Below are 25,640 nucleotides of genomic sequence, written 5' to 3' on the forward strand. Positions count from 1 at the left end.
CTTTCGAAAAACGGGTTATCCGAATCCTCGTTTTACTCCAGGGGCTTACTTGGGCCAGCCCTTCCATAGTATCTAAGGCCCGGTGGCAATGCGGTCAGCCCGCCTGTGCCGCGGCTATGCCGGATCGCCGCGGCGCAGCCTGGCGAAATCCGCAGGACGTTTCCCCAGGAAGGCGGCAATGCCCTCCGCGGCTTCGGCGCTGCCCTGGGCCACGGCCATCGCGCCCCGTTCAGCCTCGAGTTGCTCATCGAGCGAGCGCTCGTGCGCATGGCGGCACAGCGCCTTGATTGATCCCAGTGCCTGCTGTGGGCCCTGGGCAAGCCGCGCCGCCAGCGCGATCGCCGCCGCGCCGGCCTGGCCCGCCTCAACCAGTTGATTGACGACGCCGAAGTGCTGAAGTTGCTCGGCCGTGATGCGGTCGCCAGTCAACGCCAACTGCGTCAGCACCTGCCGCGAGAGGCTCTGCGCCAGCAGGCCGGTGATGCCGCCATCCGGTGTCAGCCCCACCTTCACATAGGCGATCGAGAACGCTGCGCCGGCGGAAGCCACCAGCAAATCGCAGGCCAGTGCCAGCGAGAAGCCCGCACCTGCCGCACCGCCTTCGACCGCTGCGACGATCGGCTTGGGAAAGTCGCGCAGCTTGCACACCACGTCGTGCAGATGCCCCAGCCTCTCGATGCGCTCCTCGTAGGTCAGTTCGCGCCGCTTGCTGATCAATTCCAGGTCGCCGCCCGCACAGAAGTAGTCGCCGGCCCCGGTCAGCACGATCGCGCCAACCGCCGGATCCTCTGCGGCATTGGCCAGTGCGGCGCGGATATTGTCATAGAGATCCGCCGCGATGGCGTTGCGTTTACCCGGATTGTTGATGGCAAGGACCAGCACGCTGCCTTCCGTGCGCTGCAACAGGGAGGAAAAGGTAGTCATGTCGTGATTCGTGATTTCCATGAATGGGCGAGGACTGCTCAGCCAGCAGTCTGGTGCGCAGCGCGCTGGCCCTGATAGACCTGCAGGTGGCAATATGCCGCACGGCTCAACGGAAGTTCATGCCCGTACCCGGCTGCGCGCTTGATGAGGTCGCCGACGATGACGTCGGCTTCTATGCGTGGGGCGCCCTGCGCAATATCCCGCATCATCGAGGCAGCCCAGGTCGATGCTTCGTCCAGCAGTCGGGCCTGCATGGCAGCGACAACGGGTTCAGGGATGGCATGGCCGTGCAGTTGCGCCACCGTGCGGCACTCCGCAATCGCGTCAAGCATCAGGCGGCGGCCATCCTGGGTCTTCATGATGTCCGCCACGGTCCCGCGCATCAGGCATGTCATCACTGCGCCGGCGGCAATCATGGCCCACTTGTTCCACAGCTCCTGCCCGATGGCGCCCGATAGCTCACGCGTACCCGCCGCCCTGGACACCAGCGCATGGAAATCCGCGGCCAATGCCGACGCCTGCGCGGCGCGCGGGCCGACTACCAGCCGGTCCATGCGGCCGGCATGCACGACGGTTCCGTCCGCCGCCAGCGTTGTCGCGATGTATGCGACTCCACCCAGCACGCGTTGCCTGCCAAAGCACTGGTCGAGCCGGTCATAGGCGTCAAGGCCGTTGAGCAGAGGCAATACCGCAGTGTCCCGGCCAACGGCCGGGCTGACGGTCCGGATCGCGTCGGCAAGGTCGTAGGCCTTGCATGCCAGCAGGACCAGGTCGAACTGCGCGGCGACCTGACCGGCCAGGACCATTTTTACCGGGCGATGGAAATCGCCAAGTTCGCTACGCACGGCCAAGCCAGCCTGTTCCAGTGCTCGCGCACGGCCGGGCCGCAACATGAAGGTGACATCGGCGCCCGCCTCGATCAGGCGAGCGCCATAGTAGCCGCCCATGGCCCCGGCACCGAGTACAAGAATCTTCATGATGCCTCTGCCTGCGCGGCGGCTGCGGGGCGCCGCTGGACGATCAGGTTGGCGGTGAAAACCTGCACTGCCTCGCCGGCCTGGTTGAAGGTTGTGGTACGCACCTTCACGATGCCCTGGTCGGGGCGCGATTTCGAAATCCGCACTTCCAGTATCTCGCTCTCGATATGCAGTTCATCGCCGGGGCGTACCGGTTTTGGCCAGCGCAGTTCCTCGAAGCCCGCGCCGAGGATGCCGCCTGCGGGCCGGAATTCGCCGTCGACCAGCAGGCGCATCGTCAGCGCAGCGGTATGCCAACCGCTCGCAGCCAGTCCACCAAATAGCGTGTCGCGGGCGGCTGCTTCATCGAGATGGAAAGGCTGCGGGTCGAACTCGGCAGCAAAGGCCTTGATCCTTTCAGGCTCGACGGTCAGACGCCCCGAACCGTATTTCTGGCCCGGCGCGAGGTCCTCAATGTATTGAATGTTCATTTTTGCTCCTCCAGAAGATTTGCCGCTGATCTCACCGATGCATGCACGCCCGTTACGGGAACAGACGGATCAGGCCAGCGCCTCGAGCGCCAGCGCAATCCCTTGTCCGCCGCCGATGCACAGCGTGACGATGCCGCGCCGTATGCCGTCGGCGCGCATGGCATGCAGCAGCCGCGTCGTCAGCACCGCGCCGGTCGCACCGATCGGATGGCCGTGGGCAACGGCACCACCGTCGACGTTGATGATGTCGTGCGGCAATCCGAGCTCGGCCGCGACGGCCAGCGGCACCGCGGCAAATGCTTCATTGATCTCGATGCGTTCAATGTCGCCCAGCTCCCAACCGGCGCGTTGCAGCGCCTGCCGCACCGCCGGGACCGGGCCCAGCCCGAACATGCCGGGCTCCACGGCCCCGACACCGTAAGCGGCCAATCGTCCCAACGGCTCCAGCCCCCTGGCTTCAGCCAGCGAACGTTCGGCAACGATCATGGCCGCTGCGCCGCTGTTGAGCCCGGGCGCATTGCCGGCGGTAATCGTGCCGTCCGGGCGAAACGCCGGCTTGAGCCGGCCAAGCGTATCGAGGCTGGTATCAGGGCGGTTGGCTTCGTCCACCTCGAACATGGCCGTACCGCCCTTCCCCTTGATGGTCACCCCGGCAATCTGGCCGGTGAATCGCCCGTTCGCCTGCGCCAGCGCGAAGTTCCGCTGCGAACGCTCGGCCCAGCGGTCCTGGGCCTCGCGGGTCAGCGCGTAGCGGGCGACAAGGTCCTCGGTATGCCATCCGGAGTGCTCACCGGAGAAGGCGTCAAACAGGCCGTCGTGCAGCATGCTGTCGTACAGGACGGAATCGCCCATGCGCTGCCCCCAGCGGCCGGACGGCATCAGGTAAGGCGCACGGTCCATGTTCTCCATGCCGCCGGCGACAGCGATGTCGACATAGCCGAGCCGCACCTCGTCCGCGGCCGTGGCAATCGCCTGCGCTCCCGAGCCGCAGACGCGGTTGACGGTCATCGCGGGAACCGAAACCGGCAGCCCTGCCCCGATGGCAGCCTGCCGGGCCGGGTTCATGCGGTTGCCGGCCTGGATCACGTTTCCGAACACCACGCTGCCGACCTCGCCTGGATCGATTCCCGCCCGTGCCACGGTTGCCCGTATCGCCGCGGCGCCGAGATCAACCGCCGGAACGGCCTTCAGTGAGCCGTTGTAGGCGCCAATAGCGGTGCGCACCGGCTGGCACAGCACGACATCTCTTGCATGCATCGCATTCTCCCTACCAAACAACCAGTTTCAATCGGCCGCACGCACTCCAACCGGTATGCGCCCGGTGGCCGGGCCTTGAAGGTTGGAACAAGAATTAGCTGCGCGGGAAATCCGGCTCAGGCTTCCGCCGAGCGGGACAGCCGCTGGCGCACGCGGTCGCTGGCGGCGGGGCCGGGCGCAAGGTGATAGTCGGCATCGGTGACCGGGCGCCCGCTGGCGGGGTCGACCAGCACAGGCTCCACGCGCACGCCGGTGCGCCGGTTGGCCAACTGCACGCTTTCGCCTTCAGGCGCGAGATGCTTGTTGCCCCAGGCCAGCATCGCCAGCAGCACCTGGCGGAAATCGCGCCCGCGCTCGGTCAGGATGTACTCGGAGCGGGGTGGGCGGTCGCAGTACTGGCGACGCTCAAGCATGCCTTCTTCGACAAGCGAGTTCAGGCGACGCGTGAGCATATTGGGCGCGATAGCCAGGTTTTGCTGGAACTCGTCGAACCGGGTCACGCCGTAAAAGGCTTCGCGCAGGATCAATACGCTCCAGCTGTCGGCAACGCGGGCCGCGGTGCGTGCGATCGGACACGGCGTTTCGCCCAGTGGCTTCTTCTGCATGATTGGCTTCCTCGAAAAACCTACTTGCTATCGGTTTGATAGTTAGTCTAGGGTAGTCACTATCATTATGCAAGTTCGTTTTTCGCTTGTACTGTATTCCGCGCCCGTCAGGCACCGAAAGCACGCGCCTGCCCACACCGTCTGTGTCGAGGACGCTACCCCAGCGCCGATTCCGTACACTGCCCGGCCCCAACCGTTTACTTCGCGCGCGAACTATCTATATACTTCGCATGCGAACTTAATCGCGATGCCTGCACGGCAGGCGTGCAACTCTCACCTGGAGACCGACCAATGACCCCCGAAATCCGCGTTGACCTCACCGGCGGCGTGCTGACCATGACGCTTGCCCGGCCGGACAAGATGAACGCCTTGACGAACGAGATGTACGGCGCGCTTGCCGATACTATCGAGCAGGCACAGCAGGACCGGGCTATCCGGGTATTGCTGTTGCAGGGGGACGGGAACACCTTTACCGCCGGCAATGATCTCGGCGAATTCGCGGCGATCGCATCGGGAAATGGCCCCGGCGAACGTCACGTGCATCGCTTCCTGCGCGCCCTTGCCAATTCGACCGTACCGATTGTCGCCGCGGTCAATGGCAAGGCCGTCGGCGTCGGGACCACCATGCTGCTGCATTGTGATTACGTCGTGCTCGGCCAGGACGCGCAACTGATCACGCCTTTCGTCAATCTCGCCCTGGTTCCCGAAGCGGCTTCGAGTTACCTGCTCCCGCTGCGGATCGGACACGTCAGGGCCTTCGAGATGTTCGCGCTGGGCGAGCCGCTTGATGCGCAAACCGCCGTGGCATGGGGCATTGCGAACAAGGTTTGCGCAAATGACCAGCTGCGCACGGATGCGCGCCGGATGGCCGAGAAGATTGCCGCCAGGCCGGCGGGCTCCCTGAGCGCAATGAAACAACTCATGCGCGATGCGGAAAAACTGGTTTCGCAGATGAACAGCGAAAGCGCCAGGTTCGAGGAGCGGCTGGCCAGTGCGGAAGCCCGGGAAGCATTCTCGGCCTTCGCCGAAAAACGCAAACCAGACTTCACCAGGGTTGCCGGGCAGTAAGTCGACTGCCTCGCTTTCCGGCCGCTGCCAGGCTACACCTCGCCCTCGTCCGCGGCCGGAAACTTTGTCTGCAGGCTGGTCAGCCAGCGCGCCACCACGTCGATCTCGGCGGCGGTGAAACCTTCGGTCAGCCTGGTATTCAATGCCTTCATGCTCGCCTTGGAACGCTGGCGTGCCAGGCGCCCTGCCTCCGTCAGCCACAGGCGCGAGGCACGGCCATCATTCTCGTCCGGCCGGCGCTCGATCAGGCCGGCCCTTTCGGTCCGCTCCGCCAGGCCGCTCATCCCCGGCGCGCCCAGGTCCAGCGCCGCGGCAGCCTCGCTCGTCAGCGCGCCATCGTTGCTGCCCAGGAAGAAAAGCAGTCCGGCCTGGGCTGATGTCACGCCACCCGCGGCAGTGCGCGCTTGTGACCACCGGTGCAGGCGCCGCTGGCCCACGTTCAACAGGTAGACGAGGCGATGTTCCATGTCTGGTGCGTCATAAAGGGTGAGATTTCGTTCGCATGCGAATATTATCATGCGCCGGTGTCCCGAATAGCGAAGCGAAGCGCAGCGCCCGGCCTGCACTTGCATTGATGCGAAGCTGTCGCCTTGCCGCTCTCCGTCACACGGCGGCCGACTCCGCGATGCGCCGCGCACGGGCGGCACGCTTGAGGGATTGCGGCGGCTCGCCGAAGATCCGCAGGAACGCTCGCCGCATGCGCTCCGGGTCGGAGAAGCCGGTCTTGCTCGCGATGCGCTCGATTGTCAGCGCGTCGGCCTCCACGAGCACGCGGGCCATGTCGGCGCGCAAGCGCTCGACGGCACGTGCCGGGGACTGGCCCGTGCTCTGCCGGAACTCGCGGCTGAAATGTCGCGGGCTCATGTTGGCGGCGCTGGCGAGCAGCTCCACCCCGCGCACCTGGGCTGAGCGCGCCTACCCCAGGCTGACCTACTTCAACAAGGTCGACAAGGGAGGCCACTTCGCGGCATGGGAAGAGCCGCAGCTGTTCGCTCAAGAGCTGCGCGCAGCGTTCAGGTCGCTGCGCTGAGCGCGGCAGGCGGGCGGCGGCGGGTGCTGGGGCATGGCAATGCCCTCAGCGCCCGGGCCGCCCTTGTTTCGTGCCCGCTTATCCGGGCGCATGGTCCGGGGCATGCCCGACCATGCGCACCGATGGCCTGCGCCGCCCAGCTCCGATGCCAGCGCCGACAGCGTCATGGCAGCCAGTATCAGCAAGCTGCGCATTGCGCCCCTCATGCGTCAGCGCCTGTCAACATCGAGCACCGCCTGCGCAAATGCGGTGGGCGCTTCCTGCGGCGGGTTGTGGCCGATCCCGCCTGTCAGGTTCCGGTGCTCGTAGCGGCCCGTGAACTTGCTGGCATAGGCGCTCGGCTCGGGGTGCGGCGCGCCGTTGGCATCGCCTTCCATGGTGATGGTGGGCACGCCGATGGCGGGCGCCGTGGCGAGCCGCTTCTCGAGGTCGTCGAACCTGGCTTCCCCGCTGGCCAACCCCTGCCGCCAGCGGTAGTTGTGAATGGTGATTTCAACGTGGTCGGGATTGTCGAAGGCGGCGGCGCTGCGGTTGAACGTCGCATCATCGAACTGCCATTGCGGCGATGCCAGTTTCCAGATCAGCCTGGCGAACTGGTGCGTGTACTTCTGGTAGCCGGCGCGGCCCCGATCGGTGGAGAAATAGAACTGGTACCACCACTGGAGCTCGGCCTCAGGCGGTAGCGGCTGCTTGCCGGCTGCCTGGTTGCCGATCAGGTACCCGCTGACAGAAACCAGCCCCCTGCAGCGGTCCGGCCAGATCGCCGCCATGATGTCGGCGGTGCGCGCGCCCCAGTCAAAGCCGGCCACTACGGCGTTGCGGATATTCAGCGCGTCCATCAGCGCGATCATGTCGGCGGCGATCGCCACGGGCTGGCCGTTGCGCATGGTGTCGGCAGAGAGGAAGGACGTCGAGCCAAAGCCACGCAGGTGGGGAATGATCACCCGGTAGCCGCGGGCCGCCAGCAGCGGTGCCACGTCGACAAAGCTGTGGATGTCGTAGGGCCAGCCGTGCAGCAGCAGCGCGACGGGCCCTGTGGCAGGGCCGGCCTCGGCGTAGCCGATATTGAGCACGCCGGCGTTGACGTGCTTGACCGGGGCGAAGCTGGCATGGGTGCCCGGCGTGGTCAAGGGCACCGCCGGCGCCTTCGACATACCGGTTTGCGCGCGGGCGGCCTGCGGCAGCCCGAACGGCGCGGTGGCCAGCGTCACTGCCGCTGCACCCAGAAAGCCTCGACGAGGTAGATCGACTGTCTTCGACATTTTCTTCTCCTGTTTGCGTGATCAATGTGAGCACGAGTCTAGGCGGCCATGGCACGCGGCATGTGTCGGATTTCAGGCGATTTGTATCGCTGTGTATTGATCCGCGATGGCGACATACTTGGATACAAAGCAGCCCGGCTGAAGGACTGGTCAAGTGGACTCTCCCTGCGGCACGCCTTGCGGCATTGGCCTGTTGCCCTGATCTGGAAGATTGCAATAAGCATTAGCTGCACGAGCGCACGCCACACCGTTGTCGCGCGGGCGCTCCCCCGCATACGCCACCGTGGCGCTCCCCGCGATCAGCGCGACAGACAGGAACCGCTTGCACATACTGATTTTCATGATCTTTTCGTCATCAATGCGCGTCTGCCGACGGGCCCTTCGGCGCTCCAACCTTGCGCATCAGCGGCACCATGGCGGTGGCGATCGCGAAGCAGACCAGGATCAGCAGGAAGATGTCGCCAAAGGTCTGGGTCTGCGCCTCGCGCCAGGCCAGCCCCCACAATTGCCTGAGGGCCGCGGTCTGCGCATCGAGAGCATCGTGCCCGACCGCGACGAACTGGTCGCTGATCCCTTGCAACAGGTTGCCCATGGCTTCATTGCGGATGTTCAGGTGCTCTGCCTCGCGCAGGAAGTGCATGTTGCCGCGGTTGTTGAGCGCGGTCGCGCAGGCCGCGATGCCGATGGCCCCGCCCAGGTTGCGCATCAGGTTGAACAGCCCGGACGCAAGCTTGAGCCGCGCCGGCGGCAGGCTGCCCAGGGTCAGAGTCACCGTGGGCGCCACCGCGAACTGCTGGGCCATGCCGCGCAGCGCCTGCGGCAGCAGCAGTTGCGCCGCGCCCCAGTCGTGCGTGATGGGCGCGAAGTACCACATCGACACCGCGAACAGCCCCAGGCCGATCATCATCAGCCAGCGCAGGTCGACCCGGTTGGCCAGGAAGGCATAGAGCGGGATCGACGCCATCTGGAACACGCCCGTCGAAAACACCGCCAGCCCGATATCGAGCGCGCTGAAGCCGCGCACGCGCCCCAGGAACAGCGGGGTCAGGTAGATGGTGGCAAAGATGCCGATGCCGGTGACAAAGGAAAAGAAGCAGCCGAGCGCGAAGTTCCGGTCCTTGAGCGCGCGCAGGTCCACCACGGGGTTGGCATAGGTCAGCGTGCGCCAGATGAAGCCCACGCCCGACAGGCCGGCGATCCAGGCGGTGGCCAGGATCACGTCGTCGCCGAACCAGTCCCAGCGCGGCCCTTCCTCCAGCGTGTATTCGAGGCAGCCCAGGAACAGCGCCATCAGGCCCATGCCCAGGTAGTCGGCACCGCGCACCAGCGACCAGTCGGGCCGGTCGACCTTGACCAGCAGCGGCACGGCAATGGTGACGAAGATGCCTGGCACCAGGTTGATGAAGAACAGCCAGTGCCAGGAATAATGATCGGTGATCCAGCCGCCGATGGTGGGCCCCAGCGTCGGCGCCAGCGAGGCCAGCCCGCCGACCGTAGCGGCGGCGATGACACGCTGGGGGCCGACGAAGAAGGCAAAAGCCGTGGTGAACACCATCGGGATCATCGAGCCGCCCAGGAAACCCTGCAGCGCCCGGAACACGATCATGCTGTTGATGTCCCACGCCACCCCGCACAGCAGGCTGGCCACCGTGAAGCCCGCCGCGGAGGCGGCGAACAGCCAGCGCGTCGACATCACGCGCGACAGCCAGCCGGACAAGGGAATGACGATGATCTCGGCGATCAGGTAGCTGGTCTGCACCCAGACGGTTTCATCGGCGCCGGCCGAGAGCGCGCCGCCGATATCGCGCAACGAGGCGGATACGATCTGGATATCCAGCAAGGCGATGAACATGCCCACGCACATCGTGCTGAAGGCGAACACCTTGGCGGCGGTGGACATCTCGTCCGGCATCGCCACGGCGGACGCGGGGGTGGTCAGGGTGGCCGTGGTCATCACTGCACCTGCTTGCCTGGCTGCGTGTTGACCTGGGCGATCACCGACAGCCCCGGGCGCAGGACGCCAAGCCGGGCGTCCTGCTCGTCCAGGCGGATCCGCACCGGCACGCGCTGGACGATCTTGGTGAAGTTGCCGGTGGCATTCTCCGGCGGCAACACGCTGAACTGCGCACCGGTGGCCGGCGCCAGGCTGGCGACGTGGCCATGGAAGACCCGCCCCGGCAGCACATCGGCTTCAATTTCAACCGCCATGCCGGGGCGCATGTGCGCCAGCTGCCCTTCCTTGAAGTTGGCGTCCACCCACAGCCCGCTGGCCGGCACGATGGACAGCAGCTGGCTGCCGGCACCGGCAAAGGCGCCGACGCGGGCGCGCCGGTTGCCCACGGTGCCGTCCACAGGCGCGCGCAGTTCCGTATAGCCAAGGTTCAGCTTCGCGATGTCGCGCTCGGCGGTCGCCTGCGCCAGTGACGCCTGCGCCTGCTGCTTCTGCGTGCCGATCACGTCCAGCTGGCGCTGCGCGGCCAGCAGCGCGGCACGCGCCTTCTCGCCATTGGCCTGGGCCTGCTTGTAGTCCGAGTCAGCCTTCTGCGAGCTCTGGATGGAGACAGCTGCCTTCGCCACCAGGCTGGCGTAGCGCACCTGGTCGTCGCGCGCCCGTACGGTGTCGGCATTGGTGGCGGCGATGCCGGCCTTGGCCTGGGCGATGACCGCCTCTTGCAGGCGCGCGGTGGCATCCAGGTTTGCCAGCAGTGCCTGTTGCGCCGCCACGGCGCCTTCGGCCTTGGCCAGTGCAGCGCGGTAGTCGCGGTCGTCGATGCGCACCAGCACGTCGCCCGCGTGGACCGTCTGGTTGTCCGTCACCGCGACTTCCGCGATGTAGCCCCCGACCTTGGCGCCGATCACCGTGACATCGCCGCCGACGTAGGCGTCGTCGGTACGCTGCAGGTGGCGAGCCGATGTCCACCAGTGGTAGCCGTATCCGATCGCGGCCAATCCGGCCACAACCAGCGCGCCGGTTGCCAGCAGCCGCTTGGGGCTGGCCTTGGATTTCGAAGCGGGAACGGGTTCGGTACCCGCCCGTTCAGTCAGCGTATTACTGCTCATGGCACTTCCTTTCTGCTTTGAGGACTTATCCCGCCTGCGAGGCGGCATGGGTGGAGGGTTCGGTAGGGTTCGGGAGAGTTCGGGTCAGGCTTCGGCCGAGCGGTCCAGCCGGCGCCGCAGGCCGTCGGTAGCCGCCGGCCCGGGGGCGATGTGGAAATCGGGGTCGGTGACGGGGCGGCCGCTGGCGGCATCGACCAGTACCGGCTCGACACGCTCGCCGGTGAGTCGGTTGGCCAGCTGCACGCTTTGGCCCTCGGGCGCGAGATGCTTGTTGCCCCAGGCCAGCATGGCCAGCAGGACCGGGCGGAAGTCATGGCCGCGCTCGGTCAGGATGTACTCGGAACGGGGCGGGCGGTCGCAGTACGGGCGGCGCTCCAGCATGCCGTCTTCGACCAGCGAGTTCAGGCGGCGGGTCAGCATGTTGGGGGCGATGCCCAGGTTCTGCTGGAACTCATCAAAGCGCGTCACGCCGTAGAACGCTTCGCGCAGGATCAGGACGGTCCAGCTGTCGGCAACGCGGGCCACCGTGCGAGCGATGGGGCATGGGGTTTCAGCAAGCGGCTTTCTCTTCATGACTGGCTTCCTCCGAAATTGGGGTTGCTATCAATTTGAAAGTTAGTCTAGAGTAGTAACTATCATCATGCAAGTTAGTTTTTGGCTTGTGCTTTATTCGTCGCTGTTGAAAGGTGCCCGTCATGCCCCAAAGTCCATTCCGTCCCCCGCTCCGGCGCACCCGCGCCGGTATCGCCCGCCTCCTGCCCACCCTGCTTGCGGCCAGCGCCGCGGCCGCCCTGGTGGCCTGCGCGGCCGGCCCCGACTACCACATGCCGGCCTCGGACATGCCCGCGGCCTATCCGCACGCAGCGGCACTGGACGCCCGGGACGCGGCCCGGCCGGCGCCGTCACTGGACAGCTGGTGGCTGGGCTTTGACGATCCCGCGCTGACGCGTGTGATCCAGCGCGCGCTGGAGCAGAACCTCGACCTGGCGGCGGCGATTGCGCGGGTCGACCAGGCCCGCGCCGCGGCCAGCCACGCCGGCGCCGAACTGCTGCCGCAGGCATCGTTGTCCGGCAGCGTGGCCAGGCAGCGCCAGTCGCTGGAAGGGCCTTTGGGCAGCCTCGGCAAGAACGCGCCGGGCTTTGACCGCAACAAGACGGTGTACAGCGCTGGTGTGGGAGCAAGCTGGGAGATCGACGTGGCCGGCGGCCTGCGGCGCGGCGCCGAGGCCGCCAGCGCGGAGGCCCAGGCCGCGGAAGCCGAGCACATGGGCGTGCGCGTGCTGGTAACCGCCGAAGCGGCCGATGCCTACTTCCGCGTGCGCGGCGCGCAGCAGCGCATCGCCATCGCGCAACAGCAGGTGCGGACCAATGCCAAGCTGCTCGAGCTGGTGCAGCTGCGGCTGGCCGATGGCATCGGCGCCGAGCGGGAACGCGCGCAGGCGGAAGCACAGCTGGCACAGACCCGCGTGACCATCCCGCCGCTGCAGATCGAACTGGAAACGCAGCTGAACCGCCTCGATGTCTTGATGGGCGCGCATCCGGGCACCTATGCCGCCGAACTCCTGACGCCGACCGAGCGCACCGCCGTGCCGCAGATCGCCGTGGCGCAAGGTCCGGCCAACCTGCTGCAACGCCGCCCGGACGTGATTGCCGCGGAGCGCCGGCTGGCGGCATCCAGTGCCCGCATCGGCGTGGCCACTGCCGAGTACTACCCGAAGCTGTCGCTGTCAGCGCTGCTCGGCTTCGAGAGCCTCTCCGCCGGCAAGCTGTTCACCGGGTCCGCCTTCCAGCCCGCCGCGATCGCGGGACTGCGCTGGCGGCTGTTCGACTTCGGCCGGGTGGATGCCGAAGTGGCGCAGGCCAAGGGCGCCAACGCCGAAGCCCTGGCCACCTACCGCAAGGCCATGCTGCGCGCCACCGAGGACGTGGAGAACGCGATCATTACGCTGACCCAGCTGGAGTTGCAGGGCAAGGAGCTGACCGTGGAAGTGGCTGCCCACGCGCGCTCGCGCGGCGCCGCCGAGGACGCCTACAAGGGCGGCGCGGTCAGCCTGTTCGAAGTGCTGGAGGAAGACCGCCTGCTGCTGGCCGCGCGCGACCAGCAGGCACGTGTGGGCGCCGACAATGCCCGCGCGGCGGTGGCAACGTTCCGTGCGCTGGGGGGCGGCTGGTAACGTGGCGGGCGGCGGCTCAACCCACCCTGAGCCGCGCCTCCAGGCCACCGCCCTCGCGATTGCGCAGCGTCAGCGAGCCGCCGATCGCCAGCGCAAGCTGGTGAGCAATCGCCAGGCCCAGGCCGGTGCCGCCGGTCTCCCGGTTGCGCGATGCCTCAAGCCGGACAAACGGCTGCAGCACGGACTCTAGCTGCTCTGCCGGGATGCCGGGCCCGCGGTCGAGCACGCTGATGGTCACCGCGCCGCCGTCCTCGCGGTGCACGCTCAGCTCCGCCGCCCCGCCGAACTTGAGGGCGTTGTCGGTCAGGTTGGTCAGGATGCGGCGCAAGGCGTGCGGGCGCGTGTCGAGGGTACCGCCGGCACGCTGCAGGATGGTGACCGCCTTGCCGGTGTCCTGGTAGTCGTAGACCAGGCTCTCGACGAACGAGCCGATGTCGATCCGCGACCGCGTCTCGCCATCGCCATGCATGGCGCGCGCATAGGCCAGCCCCTCCTTCACCAGCGTCTCGATCTCGGTGAGGTCTTGCACCAGCTTGCGCTTGTCTTCAGAGTCTTCCGTCATTTCGGCGCGCAGCTTCATCCGCGTGATCGGCGTCTGCAGGTCGTGGGAGATCGCGGCCAGGATCTGCACGCGCTCCTCGACAAAGCTGGCAATGCGCTCGCGCATGGCATTGAATGCGCGCGCTGCGCGTACCAGTTCGGTGGGCCCGGTCTCGCCCAGCGGCTGGGTCCTGGCATTCGGGTCGAGCGCGTCGGCGGCGTTGGCCAGCGCCACCAGCGGGCGGATCGCCAGGCGCACGGCAAGCCAGCAGCACAGGACCAGCAGCAGCAACTGGATCAGCAGCACATAAGGCAGCCATTGCGCGACCGGCGTCGGCTTCGGATGCACGTCGATGGTCAGCGGGCTGCCATCGCTGAGGGTCAGGTGGGCCTGCATGCGCTTGCCCTGGCCGGGGATGGACTCGACCCTGACCGCGAAGCGGCCGCCGCTCGCTTCCATGATCCGGTCGGCAACTTCCGTGGCCTGCGCGGACATCTCCGGCACGCCTGGCAGGCCCGGGCCCAGGATGTATTGGTAGGCGCCGCGATTCACGTGGCGCAGCCACTGCGGGCGCTCCGCCGCGGGCAGGCGGTCCAGGATGGCGATCGAGGTGGAGACGTCGGTCTCCAGGGTGCCGAGCATGACCTTGCGCGCGGTGATGTAGCGCTCGGCAAACAGTACGCCGAACGACAGGCCGTGGGCGACGATAAGCCCGGCCAACAGGATCAGGAACAGCCGCGAGCCCATCGTACGGGGCCAGGGCAAGGCACGGAGATTCACTGGCGTGCCTCCCGGATCTCCACGGGCGTCGAGAAGACATAGCCCTCGCTGCGCACGGTCTTGATGTAGCGGGGCTCGCGCGCATCGTCCCTGAGGTGCTGGCGCAAGCGGCTGACCAGCAGGTCGATCGAGCGTTCGAACATTTCCGCTTCGCGGCCCTGCGTGAGGCTGAGCAGCTGGTCGCGGTTGAGCACGCGCTGGGGATGGTCGACAAAGACGCGCAGCAGCCGGTATTCCGCGCCGCTCAGCGCGACGATGACGCCATCCTGGTCAATCAGGTGGCGCGCGGTGGTGTCCAGCTGCCAGTCGCCAAATGCAAGCAGCTGCCCGGCCTCGGTGATCTGCAGGTTGGGCGGAAGCATCCGGGTCCGCCGCAGCACCGCCTTGATGCGGGCCAGCAGCTCGCGTGCGGCGAAAGGCTTGGCAAGGTAGTCGTCGGCGCCCATCTCCAGGCCGACGATGCGGTCGGTCTCGTCGCTGCGCGCGGTCAGCATCAGCACCGGGGTGGCCTTGTGCTTGCCTGCCCGCAGTTCACGGCACAGCACCAGGCCATCGTCGCCCGGCATCATTACATCCAGCACGATCAGGTCGACGCTGTTGACGTCCAGGAACGACCGCATGTGCCGCCCGTCTGGCACCACGGTAACGCGCAAGCCGTTCTTGGTGAGGTAGGTTGAGACCAGTTCACGGATTTCGCGGTCGTCATCCACGATCAGGATGTGGTCGGTGTGTGCGTCCATCGGCGTCACCTTGGCAGATTGATTGAAAACCGCCAGGCGCGGCGCCGGGCACCGAAAGATTAACGCAATACGGCGCGACGGGTATTCCCCCATCGCGCCGTCGGGAACCACCCGCGGTGCGCCGGCGCGCGCCGCGGGGGTGTCCGCTCAATGCCCTGCGCTCTGGCCGCCGTCTACATGCAGGATCTCGCCCGTGACGAACGGCGCGTTGTCGAGATACAGGACAGCATCGACGATATCGCGCATCTCGCCCATATGACCCACCGGGTGCAGCGCGCCCAGTCCCGCATGGGTTTCGGGCGGATGCATCGGCGACTTGATGATGCCGGGCGAGACAGCATTCGCGCGGATGCCGGTCTTGGCGTACTCGATGGCCAGCGACTTGGTCGCGGCGTTCAGGCCACCCTTGGTCAGCGAGGCCAGCACCGACGGCACCCCGCTGATCGCATGGTCGACCAGGCTGGTCGTGATGCTGACCACGTGGCCGCTGCGCTGCTTCTCCATTTCGGCGATGGCCAGCTGCGTGATATGGAAGAAACCCGTCAGGTTGATGCCAGTGGCGGCCGCGTAGTCCTCGTCGGTATAGCTGGTGAACGGCTTGGCGATGAAGATGCCGGCGTTGTTGACCAGGGTGTCGATGCGCCCGAACCTTGCCACGGCCTCGGCGATGACGCGGCGCGCCGTGGACGGATCGGCAATATCGCCGGCGACTGCCAGGATGTCCTGGTCGTCTGACTGCTTGATGGTGCGCGCCGTGGCGACAACGCGATGGCCGCGTTCCCGGAACGCCTTGACCAGTTCAGCGCCAATGCCTTGCGATGCGCCCGTGATGACAACGACTTTCTGTGCTGCGCTCATTTTCTTGAACCTCGATGTAGATTGAATCGGCTTGCTTGCCGATCGGGCCGGCGGCTCCGATGGGTTCCAATCTAGGCAATTCGCTTGCGCATTCGAAGACCCTGGCGGCACAAACAGTCTTGCGCCACAAGCACTAATAGCGCGGGACCAATCCTCCGGCGGGAATGGCGTGCGCAGCCTCGCGGTCACTTCGGCGCCAGCCACGGCCCGGACATCGACTTCTGCCAGTGGCGCACATATGATGGATACATCGCTTGATCCGGTGCGAGAAATGAAACGGCAATTCGACGACCTCCAACTTGGCAGCATCGAGCTGTTCTGCCTGGCCGCCGAGCTGGGCAGCTTCACCGCGGCGGCGGTGGCCGCTGGCGTGACACCGCCCGCAGTCAGCCGCACTGTGCAAAGGCTGGAAGAGCGCCTGGGGGTGCGGCTGTTCGTGCGGACCACGCGGCAGATCCGCCTGACCGACGAAGGACGGGTGTATTTCGAGCAGAGCCGCGGCGCACTGGCGCAGCTGGTGGATGCGGAGCGCCAGATCAGCGGCCAGCAGGCTGCCCCTGCGGGGCGCTTGCGGATCAGCCTGCCGACCCCCTACGCGCACTATCGCGTGCTGCCAGTGCTGCCGGCATTCCGCGAGCGCTACCCCGAAGTCGAGATCGACGTGCACATCAGCAACCGCAACGTCGACTTCGCCGATGACACCTATGACCTGTCGGTGCGCGGGCGTGCGCCGGATGACTCGAACCTGATCGCGCGCAAGCTGGAAGACGCTGAGCTGGTGGTGGTGGCAACGCCTGGCTATCTGCGGCGTGCCGGCACGCCGCAGTCATTGGAAGACCTGCTCAGGCATGAGTGCATCCAGTTCGAGCGCCCGAGCAGCGGCCGGCGGATCCCATGGACGTTCCAGGTCAACGGCGAGGACACGGATATCGTGACCGCCGGCTCGTATGCGGCCTCAGAAGACATCCTGGGCGGGGCCACGCTGGTGCGCGCCGGCGCGGGCCTGTTCCAGACCTACCGCTTCGTGGTGGAACAGGACCTGCGCGACGGCACGCTGGTGGAGGTGCTGAAGGACTACGGCGGCAGTACCCGCCCCTTTGTGCTGCTATACCCATCCGCCCGCCACGTCTCGCGCCGGGTACGGGCGTTCGTCGACTTCCTGGTCGAGAAATTCTCGGCGTAACGGCACACGCCGCGCTGCTTATTCAGTCCGGATCTGGGCAATGACCACGAGGATCACGGCCGCATTCGCCGGCTGCTGGAAGTGCGAGGAAATGGTTCGCGCGTGGCCGGCCTTCTCTGCCAGCACCTCGCCAAACAGGTCGGAGGCACCGTCGAGCACCGCCGGCTGCCCGAACCAGCCGGGCGCGCTGGAAATGTGCCCGTCGACGCGGACGATGTGGTCCAGGCGCTCGAAGCCACCCAGGTAGGCATGGATCTGCGCCAGCACGTTGAGCGCCGCCAGCTCGGCGGCACGCTTGCCCTGCCCGACATCCAGGTCCTTGCCGACCTGGCCTTGCCAGACCACCTTGCCATCCTGCAAGGGCAACTGCCCGGAAATGAACAGGAGGTCGCCGGCCTGGCTGACCGCGGTATAGCTGCCCAGGGGCTGCGGGGGCTGCGGCAGCACCAGGCCGCGCGCTGCGAGACGTTCTTGCACAGACATGCTGGCTCCAATCAGGTGAGGGTCACGCGACCAACTCTATGTGCGCGCCGGCCTGGGATAAAGGCATGGCGGGGAACAGGAATTGGTACCTGGGGTAACAAGTCGGATGCCCGACTTCCTGGCATGCCCCTGTACCGGCACGGCCGCCCCTACGCAGTCTGCAATTCGTCGCCGCGCGCCATGCGCCGGATCGCCTGCGGCGGTTGGCCGAACGCCCGCAGGAACGCACGCCGCATGCGCTCGCGGTCACCGAAGCCGGTATCCCGCGCCACCACATCGATGGCATGGCGGCCGCTTTCCATCATCAGCCTGGCCGCCTCCACGCGCAGGTGCTCCACGGCCTTGGCGGGGGTCTGCCCGGTCTCGTCACGGAATGCGCGCGCGAACTGCCGCGGGCTCAGGTGCGCCGCATCCGCCAGTTGGTCCACCGAAAGTTCCTGTTGCAGGTTCTGCCGCGCGAAATCCAGCGCGGCACGAATGCGGTCCGAGCGCGGTTCCAGGTCCAGCAGTGCCGAGAACTGTGACTGCCCGCCGGCGCGCCGGTGATACACGACCAGTGACTTCGCCACATCGCGCGCAACCGCGCCACCGGCGTCTTTCTCCACCAGCGCCAGCGCCAGGTCGATGCAGGCCGACATCCCGGCCGAGGTCCAGACCGGACCGTCGATGATGAAGATGCGGTCCTCTTCCACGCTGACGTTCGGGAAGCGCCGCCGCAACTGCTCCGCGTAGTACCAGTGCGTGGTGGCGCGGCGGCCTTCCAGCACCCCGGCCTCGGCCAAGTTGAAGGCACCGGTGCAGGTGGCGCCGATGCGCCGCGAAGTCCGCGCGGCACGTTGCAGGAACTTCACCAGCGCGGGCGCCGTGGGCAGCACGTCGTTGTCACCCACCACCAGCACGGTATCGAAGCGGCGCTTGCCGAACGGCTCGGTGCTGACGAAAAAGCCACCGGAACTCAACACGGATCCGCCATGCTCGGACAGCAGGTGGACCTGGTACAGCGGCTCGCCAAGCGAGCGGTTGGCGAACTCCAGCACTGTTGAGACCGCAAGGTTCAGCACCTGGAAGCCGGGATAGAGGGCAAGGGCCACGTGATGCATGTCGAACTCCTCCTGGCAGTGAAAGGCATTCTGCGTGCGTGGCAGAAAAGGTGGCATCTATGACATTGGTGTCATGGCCATTGTGCTCCTAATCTTGGTTTCACGCAGCCGGCCGATCCGGGCCGACCGCCACGAATACTCCCTCCCTCATTGAATCCGGAGCTTTGACATGACCACGCACAACCATTCCGGCACCGCCCTCATCACCGGCGCTTCTTCCGGCATCGGCGCCATCTATGCGGAGCGCCTGGCGCGCAGGGGCCACGACCTGATCCTGGTGGCGCGCAACCGCGCGCGGCTGGAAGCACTGGCCCGCCGCATTACCGACGATACCGGCCGCTCGGTCGAGATCGTGACCGCGGACCTTGGCCAGGCAGCCGATGTACGACGCATCGAAGAGATCCTGCGCACGGATGCAAGCATCACCACGCTGGTCAACAACGCCGGCTTCGGCGGCGCTGCACCGCTGCTGGAATCGGATGTCGACACGATGCAGGCAATGATCGAGCTCAACGTCACGGCGCTGACCCGGCTCACCTACGCCGCCGCCCCGGCCTTCGTCGCGCGCGGCGAGGGCACCATCATCAATATCGCCTCGGTCGTGGCGGTCGCGCCCGAGGTCCTGAACGGTGTCTACGGCGGCTCCAAGGCGTTTGTACTGGCCTTTACCCAGTCGCTGCAGCATGAGCTTGCCGGCAAGGGCGTGCGCATCCAGGCCGTGCTGCCGGGGGCCACCCGCACCGAGTTCTGGGACACCGCGGGCCAGCCGGTCGAGAACCTGCCGCAATCCATGGTCATGAGCGGCGACGACCTGGTCGACGCGGCCCTGGCTGGGCTGGACCAGGGCGAGGTGATGACCGTGCCGTCGTTGCCCGACGTGGCCGACTGGAACACGTTCGAGGCAGCACGCGCCGCGCTCGGCCCCAATCTTTCGCGTGACCAGCCCGCTGCCCGGTACGGCGTCGCGCGGTAACGGCCCATCCTCAGACGGGGCGCGGCTTTTACGCCACGTCCCCTTCTGGTAACCCATGCCAGAACGCTCCTCCCGTGGCCCCGTTTGTACCGCTATGTATCAAGCGCAGGAATCGTTACGTGCCCTGACAGAAACAGGGTCTCCACGCTATAGCGCAGATACACCGGTTTCCTTTAATGCATCTCGTGAACCGACGGCATACGTCGACAAGACGATCCCCCGGCCGCGCAGTTCAACCCAGACCTCAAGGAAACCGACCATGACTACCGATCTCACCAAGCGCATTGTTCTCGCCCTCGCCCTGGCAGCTGCCGCCGCCAGCGCCCAGGCCGCCGGTCCCGGCGCGCGCGATCCGTTCAGCGAAGGCGCACGTTCCGTGCAGGACGCACGCAACGCATTCACCGACGGCGCCCGCGCCGTGCAGGACGCACGCGACCCGTACACCGAGGGCGCGCGCAATGTCGATCCGTACGACAAGGGTGGACGCATCCTGGCCGGGTGGGACCGCACGGGTCCGTCCGCTGATCCGGCGCGCAGCTTCGATCCCTACCAGGACGGCGCCCACGCCTGACAGCCGGCATTGGCCTCGGCTATTCCGCTGCGCGCGGTGCTGCCGTGGAACCGCGCACGATCAGTTGCGGCGTCAGTTGCACGGTGACGGCATCGGAGGCTGGCTTGTCGATCTTCCTGAGCAGGAGGCGGGCAGCCTCCTCGCCCATTTCGTGGACGGCAATGCGCACGGTGGTCAGCGGCGGCGTAAGGGCGTCGGCGAACGGCATGTCGTTGTGGCCCACCACCGAGACGTCCTCGGGGCAACGCATGCCGCGCTCGCGCAGGAAGTCGTAGCAACCCATCGCCACCAGGTCATTGCCGGCGGCGATGGCGGTCATCTGCGGGAATGCCGCGAAGAGCTGCTCGCAAGCGATCCGTCCGGCTTCACGCGAATAGCTGGCGGCTTCCATGACTTGCCATTCCGCGCGGCGCAGGCGGTGGCGCTTTACCGCCTGAAGGAAGCCCTCGCGACGCAGGAAGCCGGTCGACAGCGAGGCTGGCCCGGCAATATGCCCGATGCGGCGGTGGCCCAGGCCGACCAGGTGGTCGACCGTCTGCCGCATGGCCAGCAGGTTGTCACTCACCACGCAGGACACCCGGCCCGTGTCTTCGCCCCGGTTGACCGTGACCACGGGGATATGCTGCTTGAGGCAGTAGGCGAGTATCGGATCGTCCCGTTCCGCGGTGGCAAGCACCAGTCCTTCGACTTGCCGGCCGATCATCTGGTCGATGACAAACCGCTGCCGGCTTTTGTCGGTACCGGCATTGACCACGATTGGCACGTAGCCTTGCTGCGCCAGCACGGATTCAATCCCGGCCAGGATGGGCGGAAACACCGGGTTGGAAATATCCGGCAGCACCACGCCCACCAATCCGGAACGCTGGGTGCGCAGCCCCGCCGCGATGCGGTTGGGGCGGAAGCCGCGGGCCTCGGCAACCGCCAGGATGCGGGCCGCCACGTCCTCAGCCACCAGGTGCCGCGTGGCCGGGTTCATCACTCGCGAGACGGTCGAGTAATGCACGTCGATCTCGGCAGCCAGGTCTTTCAGGGTGAGGCGCTTGCGCTCGGGCATGACGGCGGTTGGCGGGGCGGCAGCCCGGGGAGAGTTCGAATACGCCATTCTAAGCCACCCCCGCGCCGTCGCCGCTCGCCTTCGGGCTAGCGCTACTGCCCTGCCTTCACGCCGGATTGCCTGATCACCGGCGCCAGCTTGCCGATCTCCGCCTGGATATAGGCGGCAAACTCCTGCGGCGACGAGCGCTTTGGCTCCGCGCCCTGGGCGGCCAGGCGTTCGCGCACATCCGGCGCGGCCAATGCCTTGCCGATCTCGGCATTGAGCGCATCGACGACTTCCTTCGGGGTGCCGGCGGGCGCCAGCACGCCGAACCAGGAGTCGAACGCGTAGCCGGGGAACCCGGACTCCGCCACCGTGGGAATATCCGGCAGCGCGCTGGCGCGCCTGGCCGTGGTGACCGCCAGCGCCCGCAGCTTGCCCTGTTTGACGAACGGCATGGCCGATACGCTGGGCGCAAACATCATGTCGCCCCGGCCAGCCATGACGTCGGTCAGCGCTTCGCCCGTGCCCTTGTACGGGATATGGACGATGTCGATGCCGGCCTGCATCTTGAACATCTCGCCGCTCAGGTGGGTGGAGCTGCCGGAACCCGCCGAGTCGAAATTCAGCGCGCCCGGCGTCGCCTTGGCGGCGTTGACGACATCCCGCACCGATTTGTACTTGCTGCCGGCATTGACCACCAGCACATTGGGGACCGTGGCCACCAGCGAGACCGGTGCGAAGTCCTTCACCGTGTCATACGAGAGCTTGGGATACAGCGTGGCGTTGATGGCGTGCCCGACCGAAACCAGGATCAGCGTGTAGCCATCCGGCGCCGCCTTGGCCACGCCGGTGGCGCCCAGGGTGCCGCCGGGGCCGGGGCGGTTGTCGACGATCACCTGGTAGGTGCCGCCCTCGCCCATCTTGCTGCCGATGATGCGCGCCAGGATGTCGGTGGCACTGCCCGCCGAGAACGGCACCACCAGCCGGATCGGCTTGCTGGGATATTGCGGTTGCGCGTGGGCCGCGGGTGCTGCCGCCAGCATGAGCGATGACGCCAGCGCCAGCAGGGTGCCTTGGATGGATCGGATCATTCTGTGTCTCCTCACTTCAGAAGAAGTGCCGCATGCCGAGCGCGACCGTCTGCGGGTCTGCACCCGCGCTCACGCCCAGTTCATTGATGGCAAAGTCATAGATCGCATTGCGCTTGTTGTTGATGCGGCTGTAGTACGCATACAGCGCGGTGCGCTTGGACAGCGGATAGTCGTAGCCGACCGTGATCTGCGTGGCGCCCGTTTCCGCACCGCTGCGGAAGAAGCCCACGGTCTCGGTCGCATTGCCCGCGCCATTGCTGGCAAGGCCAAAGCCGACGCGCACGCTGCCCGGCCCGAGCTTCTGCACCAGCGAGGCGTAGTACCCGTTGCGGGTCAGGTCGCCGGTCGCGGTGCGGTAGTGGAGCCGTTCATAGAGCAGCGCCACGGTGGTGGTGGGGAACTTGTACGAGACGCCCGCCTTCATCGCGTCATCGTTGCGGCCGGCGGTCTGGTAGTGCTGGTGGACTTCATAGGCCAGCGCCACGTTGAGCGGGCCGTTGTCGTAGGCGGCCGAGAACGAATACAGGCCGGGATTGCGCGGTACGGTGGTCTTCTCCTCGTTCACGCCCCACGCCGCGGCACCGCTGAAGCCGGCGAACGACGGCGTCTTGTAGACGATGATGTTCTTCTGCCGGCGGTCGAACGAGCTGGTGTCCTGCACGTTGTCGGAACTGGAGGTGGAGCCGTTGCCAATCAGCGCCATATAGCCGGCGGTAGTCGGATAGTACGGGTCGTAGGCCAGCGTCGATTCGGTATATGGGGTCTGCCAGTGCCCCAGGAACAGCGTGCCGGCATCTCCCTGCAGCCCCACCCGCGTATTGCGCCCGGCCACCTGGCCCTGGCCGGTATCGAGCGAGAAATTGCTTTCGATCTGCCAGATCGCTTTCAGGCTGCCGCCCAGGGCTTCTTCGCCGCGCATGCCGAAGACCGAGCGGTTGTTGGTCAGGCGCCCCACGCCGCCAAGGCGGGTGCCGTCGGTCGCGGTGTTGGCATAGGAATACTCCAGTGCCGTATTGATGCGCCCGTACAGGGTCACGGCTGACTGCGCGCAGGCCTCGCCGCCACAGCCTGCGGCCATGGCCAGCATGAGCAGATGGCTGCGCCTTCTGATGGATTTCATTTGTCTCCCCTTGGTTTGCGGTGGTTGTTGTGGGCGGGCCGACTGCTCCGCTCTTTTTGCAATCGTTTGCAGTACGGCCCGAGAAAATCAGCCCTTGGGATACGGCATCGCCAGCAGCAGCATCGCCGGCCGGTTGCCCGGGTTCGACACCTGCCGCGCCTCACCCGGCGCCAGGCGCACGGAATCGAACTGGCCCAGCGTCACGACCTCGTCGGGCGTGGCGATGCGGACTTCGCCCTCCAGCACGACATAGTGCTTTTCCACCGGCGAGGCATCCATCGATGTATGGCCGCCCGGCAGCACCACCGAGACCCCCATCCACAAGGCTTCGGACGGTCCCGCTTCATGCCCTTGCAGGCGCAGGCAGTGCATGCCTTCATGATTGGGCGGGAAGTAGGCTGGCGCCTGTGCGAACCGGGTCGTGTTCATGGCTTCAGCACCACGCGTTCGGTAGCGCCTTGCAGAACCGCCCGGTAGGCCTCCTTGGCATCGGAGAGCGCATAGGTGTAGTCGGAAAGGACCGGGAACGGCCGCAGCGCACCCGAGGCAAACATCGGTGCGAGCTGGTCAAGGATGCCCGCGCAGGCGTTGCTGTCCAGCGCAAGGGTGTCGACGCCCACATAGGTGTGCTGGCCACGATAGAAGGCGAAGATATCGAACGGCACCGGCTTCTCGATGGTCGAGATGAAGATCTGCGCCGCGCCGATCGCCATGGCCTGGTTGGCCTGTTCGAAGTAGGGGCTTCCCACCGTGTTGTAGACGATATCCGCACCGTGTCCGTCGGTCTCTTCGCGCACCACGGCGGCAATGGATTCGCTGCTCGCATCGATCATGCGCACGTCGCCGCTGGCATGGCCACGATAGGCCTCCGCGGTGCGCTCCACGGCAAAGACGCGCGCGCCGAGCGCCGTGGCGATCTGGATCGTTGCCTGCCCCACCTTGCCGTTGCCGCCACACACCAGCACGGTGCTGCCAGCCTGCGGCATGCCTGCGCGGCGCAGCCCTTCATAGGCGGTAATGAACGGCACACCCACGGCGCCGGCTTCCAGCAGTGACACCGACGCCGGCTTGGCGCGCACCGCGCTGGCCTGGATGCGCAGATACTTGCCATGCGTGCCGTCGCGGCGGATGCCGAGTTCGCCGCCGCTGCCCCAGACCTGCTGGCCCAGCAGCTCGGAGGGTCCGTCGACCACCAGGCCTGCATAGTCGCGGCCTGGCGTGCGCGGCCAGACCGCATGCGGCATCAGGCCGAGCGTTGCCTTCACGTCGCTCGGGTTAACCCCGGCGCTGGCCACCTCGATGATGACCTGACCCGGCGCCGCTTCCGGGCGCGGCACGCCGAGCAGCTCCAGTTGCAGGGCATCGATATTGGCGGCTTTCTCGCTGACTCGAATGGTGTTCATGGTGATTCCTTCTTGAAATGTTTAGTTCGGTATGGCCGGGATCAGGCCTCGCGCAGGCCAAGCGTGCGCCGGGCCTCGGCCGACGATGCAATCTCGCCGCCGAGCGACCTGACGATGTCGCGCGCCTTGGCGACCAGCGCCGCGTTGCTTGGCGCCAGCACGCCCTTCTCCAGATAGATGTTGTCTTCCATGCCGACACGCACGTGTCCGCCTGCAAGCCATGCCTGGGCCACGATCGGGAACTCCGCGCGGCCGATGCCGAAGGCCGACCAGTGGGCGCCGGCGGGCAGCATGTTGCGCGCGTAGAAGATGGTTTCCGGCGTGGGCGCAAAGCCGTACTTCACGCCCAGCACGAAGGTCCACAGGCCGGGGCCGTCCAGCACGCCCTCACGGATGAAGTCGAGCGCCATGTTGAGGTCGCCGGAATCGAAGATCTCCAGCTCGGGCATGACGCCAGCCGCGCGGATCACGCCGGCCATCTTGCGCACGTTGGTGGGCGTGTTGATGACCACGTCGCCGCCGGAGTTCATGGTGTTCAGGTCGAGCGAGCAGACGTCCGGACGCAGCGCCGCGATGTGTTCGACGCGCTTGGCGGGATGCAGCAGCGTGGTGCCGGGCGCGGCCACGCGCGGCTCGTCCTCGCTCGGCACGAAGCGGCCGCCGGGTCCGGTGGTGAGGTTGATGATCAGCGAGCGGTTGCGCTTGCGGATGCGGTCGATGACATCGGCGTAGTAGTCGAGCGACATCGACGGCCGCCCGGTTTCGGGGTCGCGCACGTGGATGTGGGCGGCAGCTGCGCCGGCCTCGGCGGCTTCCAGCGCGGCGTCGGCAATCTGGGCCGGCGTGACCGGCAAGCCGGGGTGCTGCTCCGGGGTGACGATATTGCCGGTCACCGCGCAGGTGATGATGGTCTTGCGTGCGTGCATGAGCG

Annotated in this window: 28 protein-coding genes and 1 pseudogene; 6 read left to right on the plus strand and 23 right to left on the minus strand. The window is 66.7% G+C overall.

What is annotated here, in order from left to right; genetic code table 11:
- Positions 1-114 precede the first annotated feature (114 nt).
- The 5 genes from AC07UK_RS30605 to AC07UK_RS30625 all read right to left on the minus strand — a co-directional run bounded on the left by AC07UK_RS30605 (position 115) and on the right by AC07UK_RS30625 (position 4,233).
- A complete protein-coding gene (locus AC07UK_RS30605; protein WP_436225182.1) occupies positions 115-924 on the minus strand; it encodes an oxepin-CoA hydrolase, alternative type in 810 nt (269 codons plus the stop codon).
- A 38-nt stretch (positions 925-962) separates the two neighbouring features.
- Positions 963-1,901, minus strand: a complete 939-nt coding sequence (locus tag AC07UK_RS30610; protein ID WP_436225181.1) for a 2-dehydropantoate 2-reductase — start codon at positions 1,899-1,901, stop codon at positions 963-965.
- On the minus strand, positions 1,898-2,371 hold the full coding sequence (locus AC07UK_RS30615) for a MaoC family dehydratase (protein ID WP_436225180.1): 474 nt from the start codon (positions 2,369-2,371) through the stop codon (positions 1,898-1,900). Before AC07UK_RS30615 ends, AC07UK_RS30610 begins: the two co-directional genes overlap by 4 nt.
- A 69-nt stretch (positions 2,372-2,440) precedes the next feature.
- Complete coding sequence (locus AC07UK_RS30620; protein WP_436225179.1) at positions 2,441-3,628, minus strand: thiolase family protein; 1,188 nt, start codon at positions 3,626-3,628, stop codon at positions 2,441-2,443.
- 116 nt (positions 3,629-3,744) lie between these two features.
- The gene (locus tag AC07UK_RS30625) at positions 3,745-4,233 is read right to left on the minus strand and encodes a winged helix-turn-helix transcriptional regulator (RefSeq protein WP_436225178.1); all 489 of its coding nucleotides are present in this window, start codon (positions 4,231-4,233) and stop codon (positions 3,745-3,747) included.
- A 291-nt stretch (positions 4,234-4,524) separates the two neighbouring features.
- On the opposite strand from AC07UK_RS30625, the gene AC07UK_RS30630 reads away from it, so the two are divergent.
- Positions 4,525-5,301, plus strand: a complete 777-nt coding sequence (locus AC07UK_RS30630) for an enoyl-CoA hydratase (RefSeq protein WP_494687125.1) — start codon at positions 4,525-4,527, stop codon at positions 5,299-5,301.
- A gap of 32 nt (positions 5,302-5,333) precedes the next feature.
- Here AC07UK_RS30630 and AC07UK_RS30635 read toward each other — a convergent pair whose 3' ends face one another.
- Complete coding sequence (locus AC07UK_RS30635) at positions 5,334-5,768, minus strand: MarR family winged helix-turn-helix transcriptional regulator (protein WP_436225176.1); 435 nt, start codon at positions 5,766-5,768, stop codon at positions 5,334-5,336.
- Positions 5,769-5,904: 136 nt separating this feature from the next.
- On the minus strand, positions 5,905-6,192 hold the full coding sequence (locus AC07UK_RS30640; RefSeq protein ID WP_494687126.1) for a helix-turn-helix domain-containing protein: 288 nt from the start codon (positions 6,190-6,192) through the stop codon (positions 5,905-5,907).
- A 1-nt stretch (position 6,193) separates the two neighbouring features.
- Between AC07UK_RS30640 and AC07UK_RS30645 the strand changes: the two are divergent.
- Positions 6,194-6,331: pseudogene (locus AC07UK_RS30645) on the plus strand (epoxide hydrolase); the annotation flags it as partial.
- Positions 6,332-6,540: 209 nt separating this feature from the next.
- Here the strand turns inward: AC07UK_RS30645 and AC07UK_RS30650 are convergent.
- From AC07UK_RS30650 to AC07UK_RS30670, 5 genes are all read right to left on the minus strand, one after another.
- Positions 6,541-7,593: an alpha/beta fold hydrolase gene (locus AC07UK_RS30650; protein WP_436225175.1), complete on the minus strand. Its 1,053-nt coding sequence runs from the start codon at positions 7,591-7,593 to the stop codon at positions 6,541-6,543.
- A gap of 150 nt (positions 7,594-7,743) precedes the next feature.
- The gene (locus AC07UK_RS30655; protein WP_436225174.1) at positions 7,744-7,935 is read right to left on the minus strand and encodes a hypothetical protein; all 192 of its coding nucleotides are present in this window, start codon (positions 7,933-7,935) and stop codon (positions 7,744-7,746) included.
- 13 nt (positions 7,936-7,948) lie between these two features.
- A complete protein-coding gene (locus AC07UK_RS30660) occupies positions 7,949-9,547 on the minus strand; it encodes a DHA2 family efflux MFS transporter permease subunit (protein ID WP_436225173.1) in 1,599 nt (532 codons plus the stop codon).
- A complete protein-coding gene (locus AC07UK_RS30665; RefSeq protein WP_436225172.1) occupies positions 9,547-10,653 on the minus strand; it encodes an HlyD family secretion protein in 1,107 nt (368 codons plus the stop codon). The genes AC07UK_RS30660 and AC07UK_RS30665 overlap by 1 nt, the downstream gene beginning before the upstream one ends.
- 84 nt (positions 10,654-10,737) lie before the next feature.
- Entirely contained in the window at positions 10,738-11,226 is a 489-nt protein-coding gene (locus tag AC07UK_RS30670) for a winged helix-turn-helix transcriptional regulator (RefSeq protein WP_494687127.1), read from the minus strand.
- Positions 11,227-11,348: 122 nt separating this feature from the next.
- On the opposite strand from AC07UK_RS30670, the gene AC07UK_RS30675 reads away from it, so the two are divergent.
- Complete coding sequence (locus tag AC07UK_RS30675; RefSeq protein ID WP_494687128.1) at positions 11,349-12,827, plus strand: efflux transporter outer membrane subunit; 1,479 nt, start codon at positions 11,349-11,351, stop codon at positions 12,825-12,827.
- 16 nt (positions 12,828-12,843) lie between these two features.
- Here AC07UK_RS30675 and AC07UK_RS30680 read toward each other — a convergent pair whose 3' ends face one another.
- The 3 genes from AC07UK_RS30680 to AC07UK_RS30690 form a co-directional block, all read right to left on the minus strand.
- Entirely contained in the window at positions 12,844-14,148 is a 1,305-nt protein-coding gene (locus AC07UK_RS30680; RefSeq protein WP_436225169.1) for an ATP-binding protein, read from the minus strand.
- Positions 14,145-14,888 carry a response regulator gene (locus AC07UK_RS30685; RefSeq protein WP_013953371.1) on the minus strand — a complete coding sequence of 248 codons (744 nt, stop codon included), beginning with the start codon at positions 14,886-14,888 and terminating at the stop codon, positions 14,145-14,147. Before AC07UK_RS30685 ends, AC07UK_RS30680 begins: the two co-directional genes overlap by 4 nt.
- 147 nt (positions 14,889-15,035) lie before the next feature.
- Positions 15,036-15,746 carry an SDR family NAD(P)-dependent oxidoreductase gene (locus tag AC07UK_RS30690; RefSeq protein ID WP_436225168.1) on the minus strand — a complete coding sequence of 237 codons (711 nt, stop codon included), beginning with the start codon at positions 15,744-15,746 and terminating at the stop codon, positions 15,036-15,038.
- A gap of 271 nt (positions 15,747-16,017) precedes the next feature.
- On the opposite strand from AC07UK_RS30690, the gene AC07UK_RS30695 reads away from it, so the two are divergent.
- Positions 16,018-16,929 carry a LysR family transcriptional regulator gene (locus AC07UK_RS30695; RefSeq protein ID WP_316156989.1) on the plus strand — a complete coding sequence of 304 codons (912 nt, stop codon included), beginning with the start codon at positions 16,018-16,020 and terminating at the stop codon, positions 16,927-16,929.
- 18 nt (positions 16,930-16,947) lie between these two features.
- On the opposite strand, the gene AC07UK_RS30700 is transcribed toward AC07UK_RS30695, so the two are convergent.
- Together AC07UK_RS30700 and AC07UK_RS30705 are read right to left on the minus strand one after the other, a co-directional pair.
- Entirely contained in the window at positions 16,948-17,412 is a 465-nt protein-coding gene (locus tag AC07UK_RS30700) for a RidA family protein (protein WP_436225167.1), read from the minus strand.
- A 149-nt stretch (positions 17,413-17,561) separates the two neighbouring features.
- Positions 17,562-18,512 carry a GlxA family transcriptional regulator gene (locus AC07UK_RS30705; protein WP_494687129.1) on the minus strand — a complete coding sequence of 317 codons (951 nt, stop codon included), beginning with the start codon at positions 18,510-18,512 and terminating at the stop codon, positions 17,562-17,564.
- 169 nt (positions 18,513-18,681) lie between these two features.
- On the opposite strand from AC07UK_RS30705, the gene AC07UK_RS30710 reads away from it, so the two are divergent.
- Positions 18,682-19,485 carry an SDR family NAD(P)-dependent oxidoreductase gene (locus tag AC07UK_RS30710; protein WP_494687130.1) on the plus strand — a complete coding sequence of 268 codons (804 nt, stop codon included), beginning with the start codon at positions 18,682-18,684 and terminating at the stop codon, positions 19,483-19,485.
- Positions 19,486-19,744: 259 nt separating this feature from the next.
- Positions 19,745-20,056: a hydroxyquinol 1,2-dioxygenase gene (locus AC07UK_RS30715; protein WP_494687131.1), complete on the plus strand. Its 312-nt coding sequence runs from the start codon at positions 19,745-19,747 to the stop codon at positions 20,054-20,056.
- Positions 20,057-20,075: 19 nt separating this feature from the next.
- Here AC07UK_RS30715 and AC07UK_RS30720 read toward each other — a convergent pair whose 3' ends face one another.
- From AC07UK_RS30720 to AC07UK_RS30745, 6 genes are all read right to left on the minus strand, one after another.
- Positions 20,076-21,110, minus strand: a complete 1,035-nt coding sequence (locus AC07UK_RS30720) for a LacI family DNA-binding transcriptional regulator (protein ID WP_494687132.1) — start codon at positions 21,108-21,110, stop codon at positions 20,076-20,078.
- A 92-nt stretch (positions 21,111-21,202) separates the two neighbouring features.
- On the minus strand, positions 21,203-22,186 hold the full coding sequence (locus AC07UK_RS30725) for a tripartite tricarboxylate transporter substrate binding protein (RefSeq protein WP_494687133.1): 984 nt from the start codon (positions 22,184-22,186) through the stop codon (positions 21,203-21,205).
- 16 nt (positions 22,187-22,202) lie between these two features.
- Positions 22,203-23,306 (minus strand): porin, encoded by a 1,104-nt coding sequence (locus AC07UK_RS30730; protein WP_436225162.1) that lies wholly within the window; start codon positions 23,304-23,306, stop codon positions 22,203-22,205.
- Between the two features lie 87 nt (positions 23,307-23,393).
- Positions 23,394-23,735: a cupin domain-containing protein gene (locus tag AC07UK_RS30735; RefSeq protein ID WP_494687134.1), complete on the minus strand. Its 342-nt coding sequence runs from the start codon at positions 23,733-23,735 to the stop codon at positions 23,394-23,396.
- Complete coding sequence (locus AC07UK_RS30740; RefSeq protein WP_436225160.1) at positions 23,732-24,709, minus strand: quinone oxidoreductase family protein; 978 nt, start codon at positions 24,707-24,709, stop codon at positions 23,732-23,734. The genes AC07UK_RS30735 and AC07UK_RS30740 overlap by 4 nt, the downstream gene beginning before the upstream one ends.
- Before the next feature lie 41 nt (positions 24,710-24,750).
- Positions 24,751-25,635 (minus strand): beta-keto acid cleavage family enzyme, encoded by an 885-nt coding sequence (locus tag AC07UK_RS30745; RefSeq protein WP_013953383.1) that lies wholly within the window; start codon positions 25,633-25,635, stop codon positions 24,751-24,753.
- Positions 25,636-25,640 lie beyond the last annotated feature (5 nt).

This window comes from Cupriavidus sp. GW821-FHT07C08 (genome assembly GCF_059419025.1).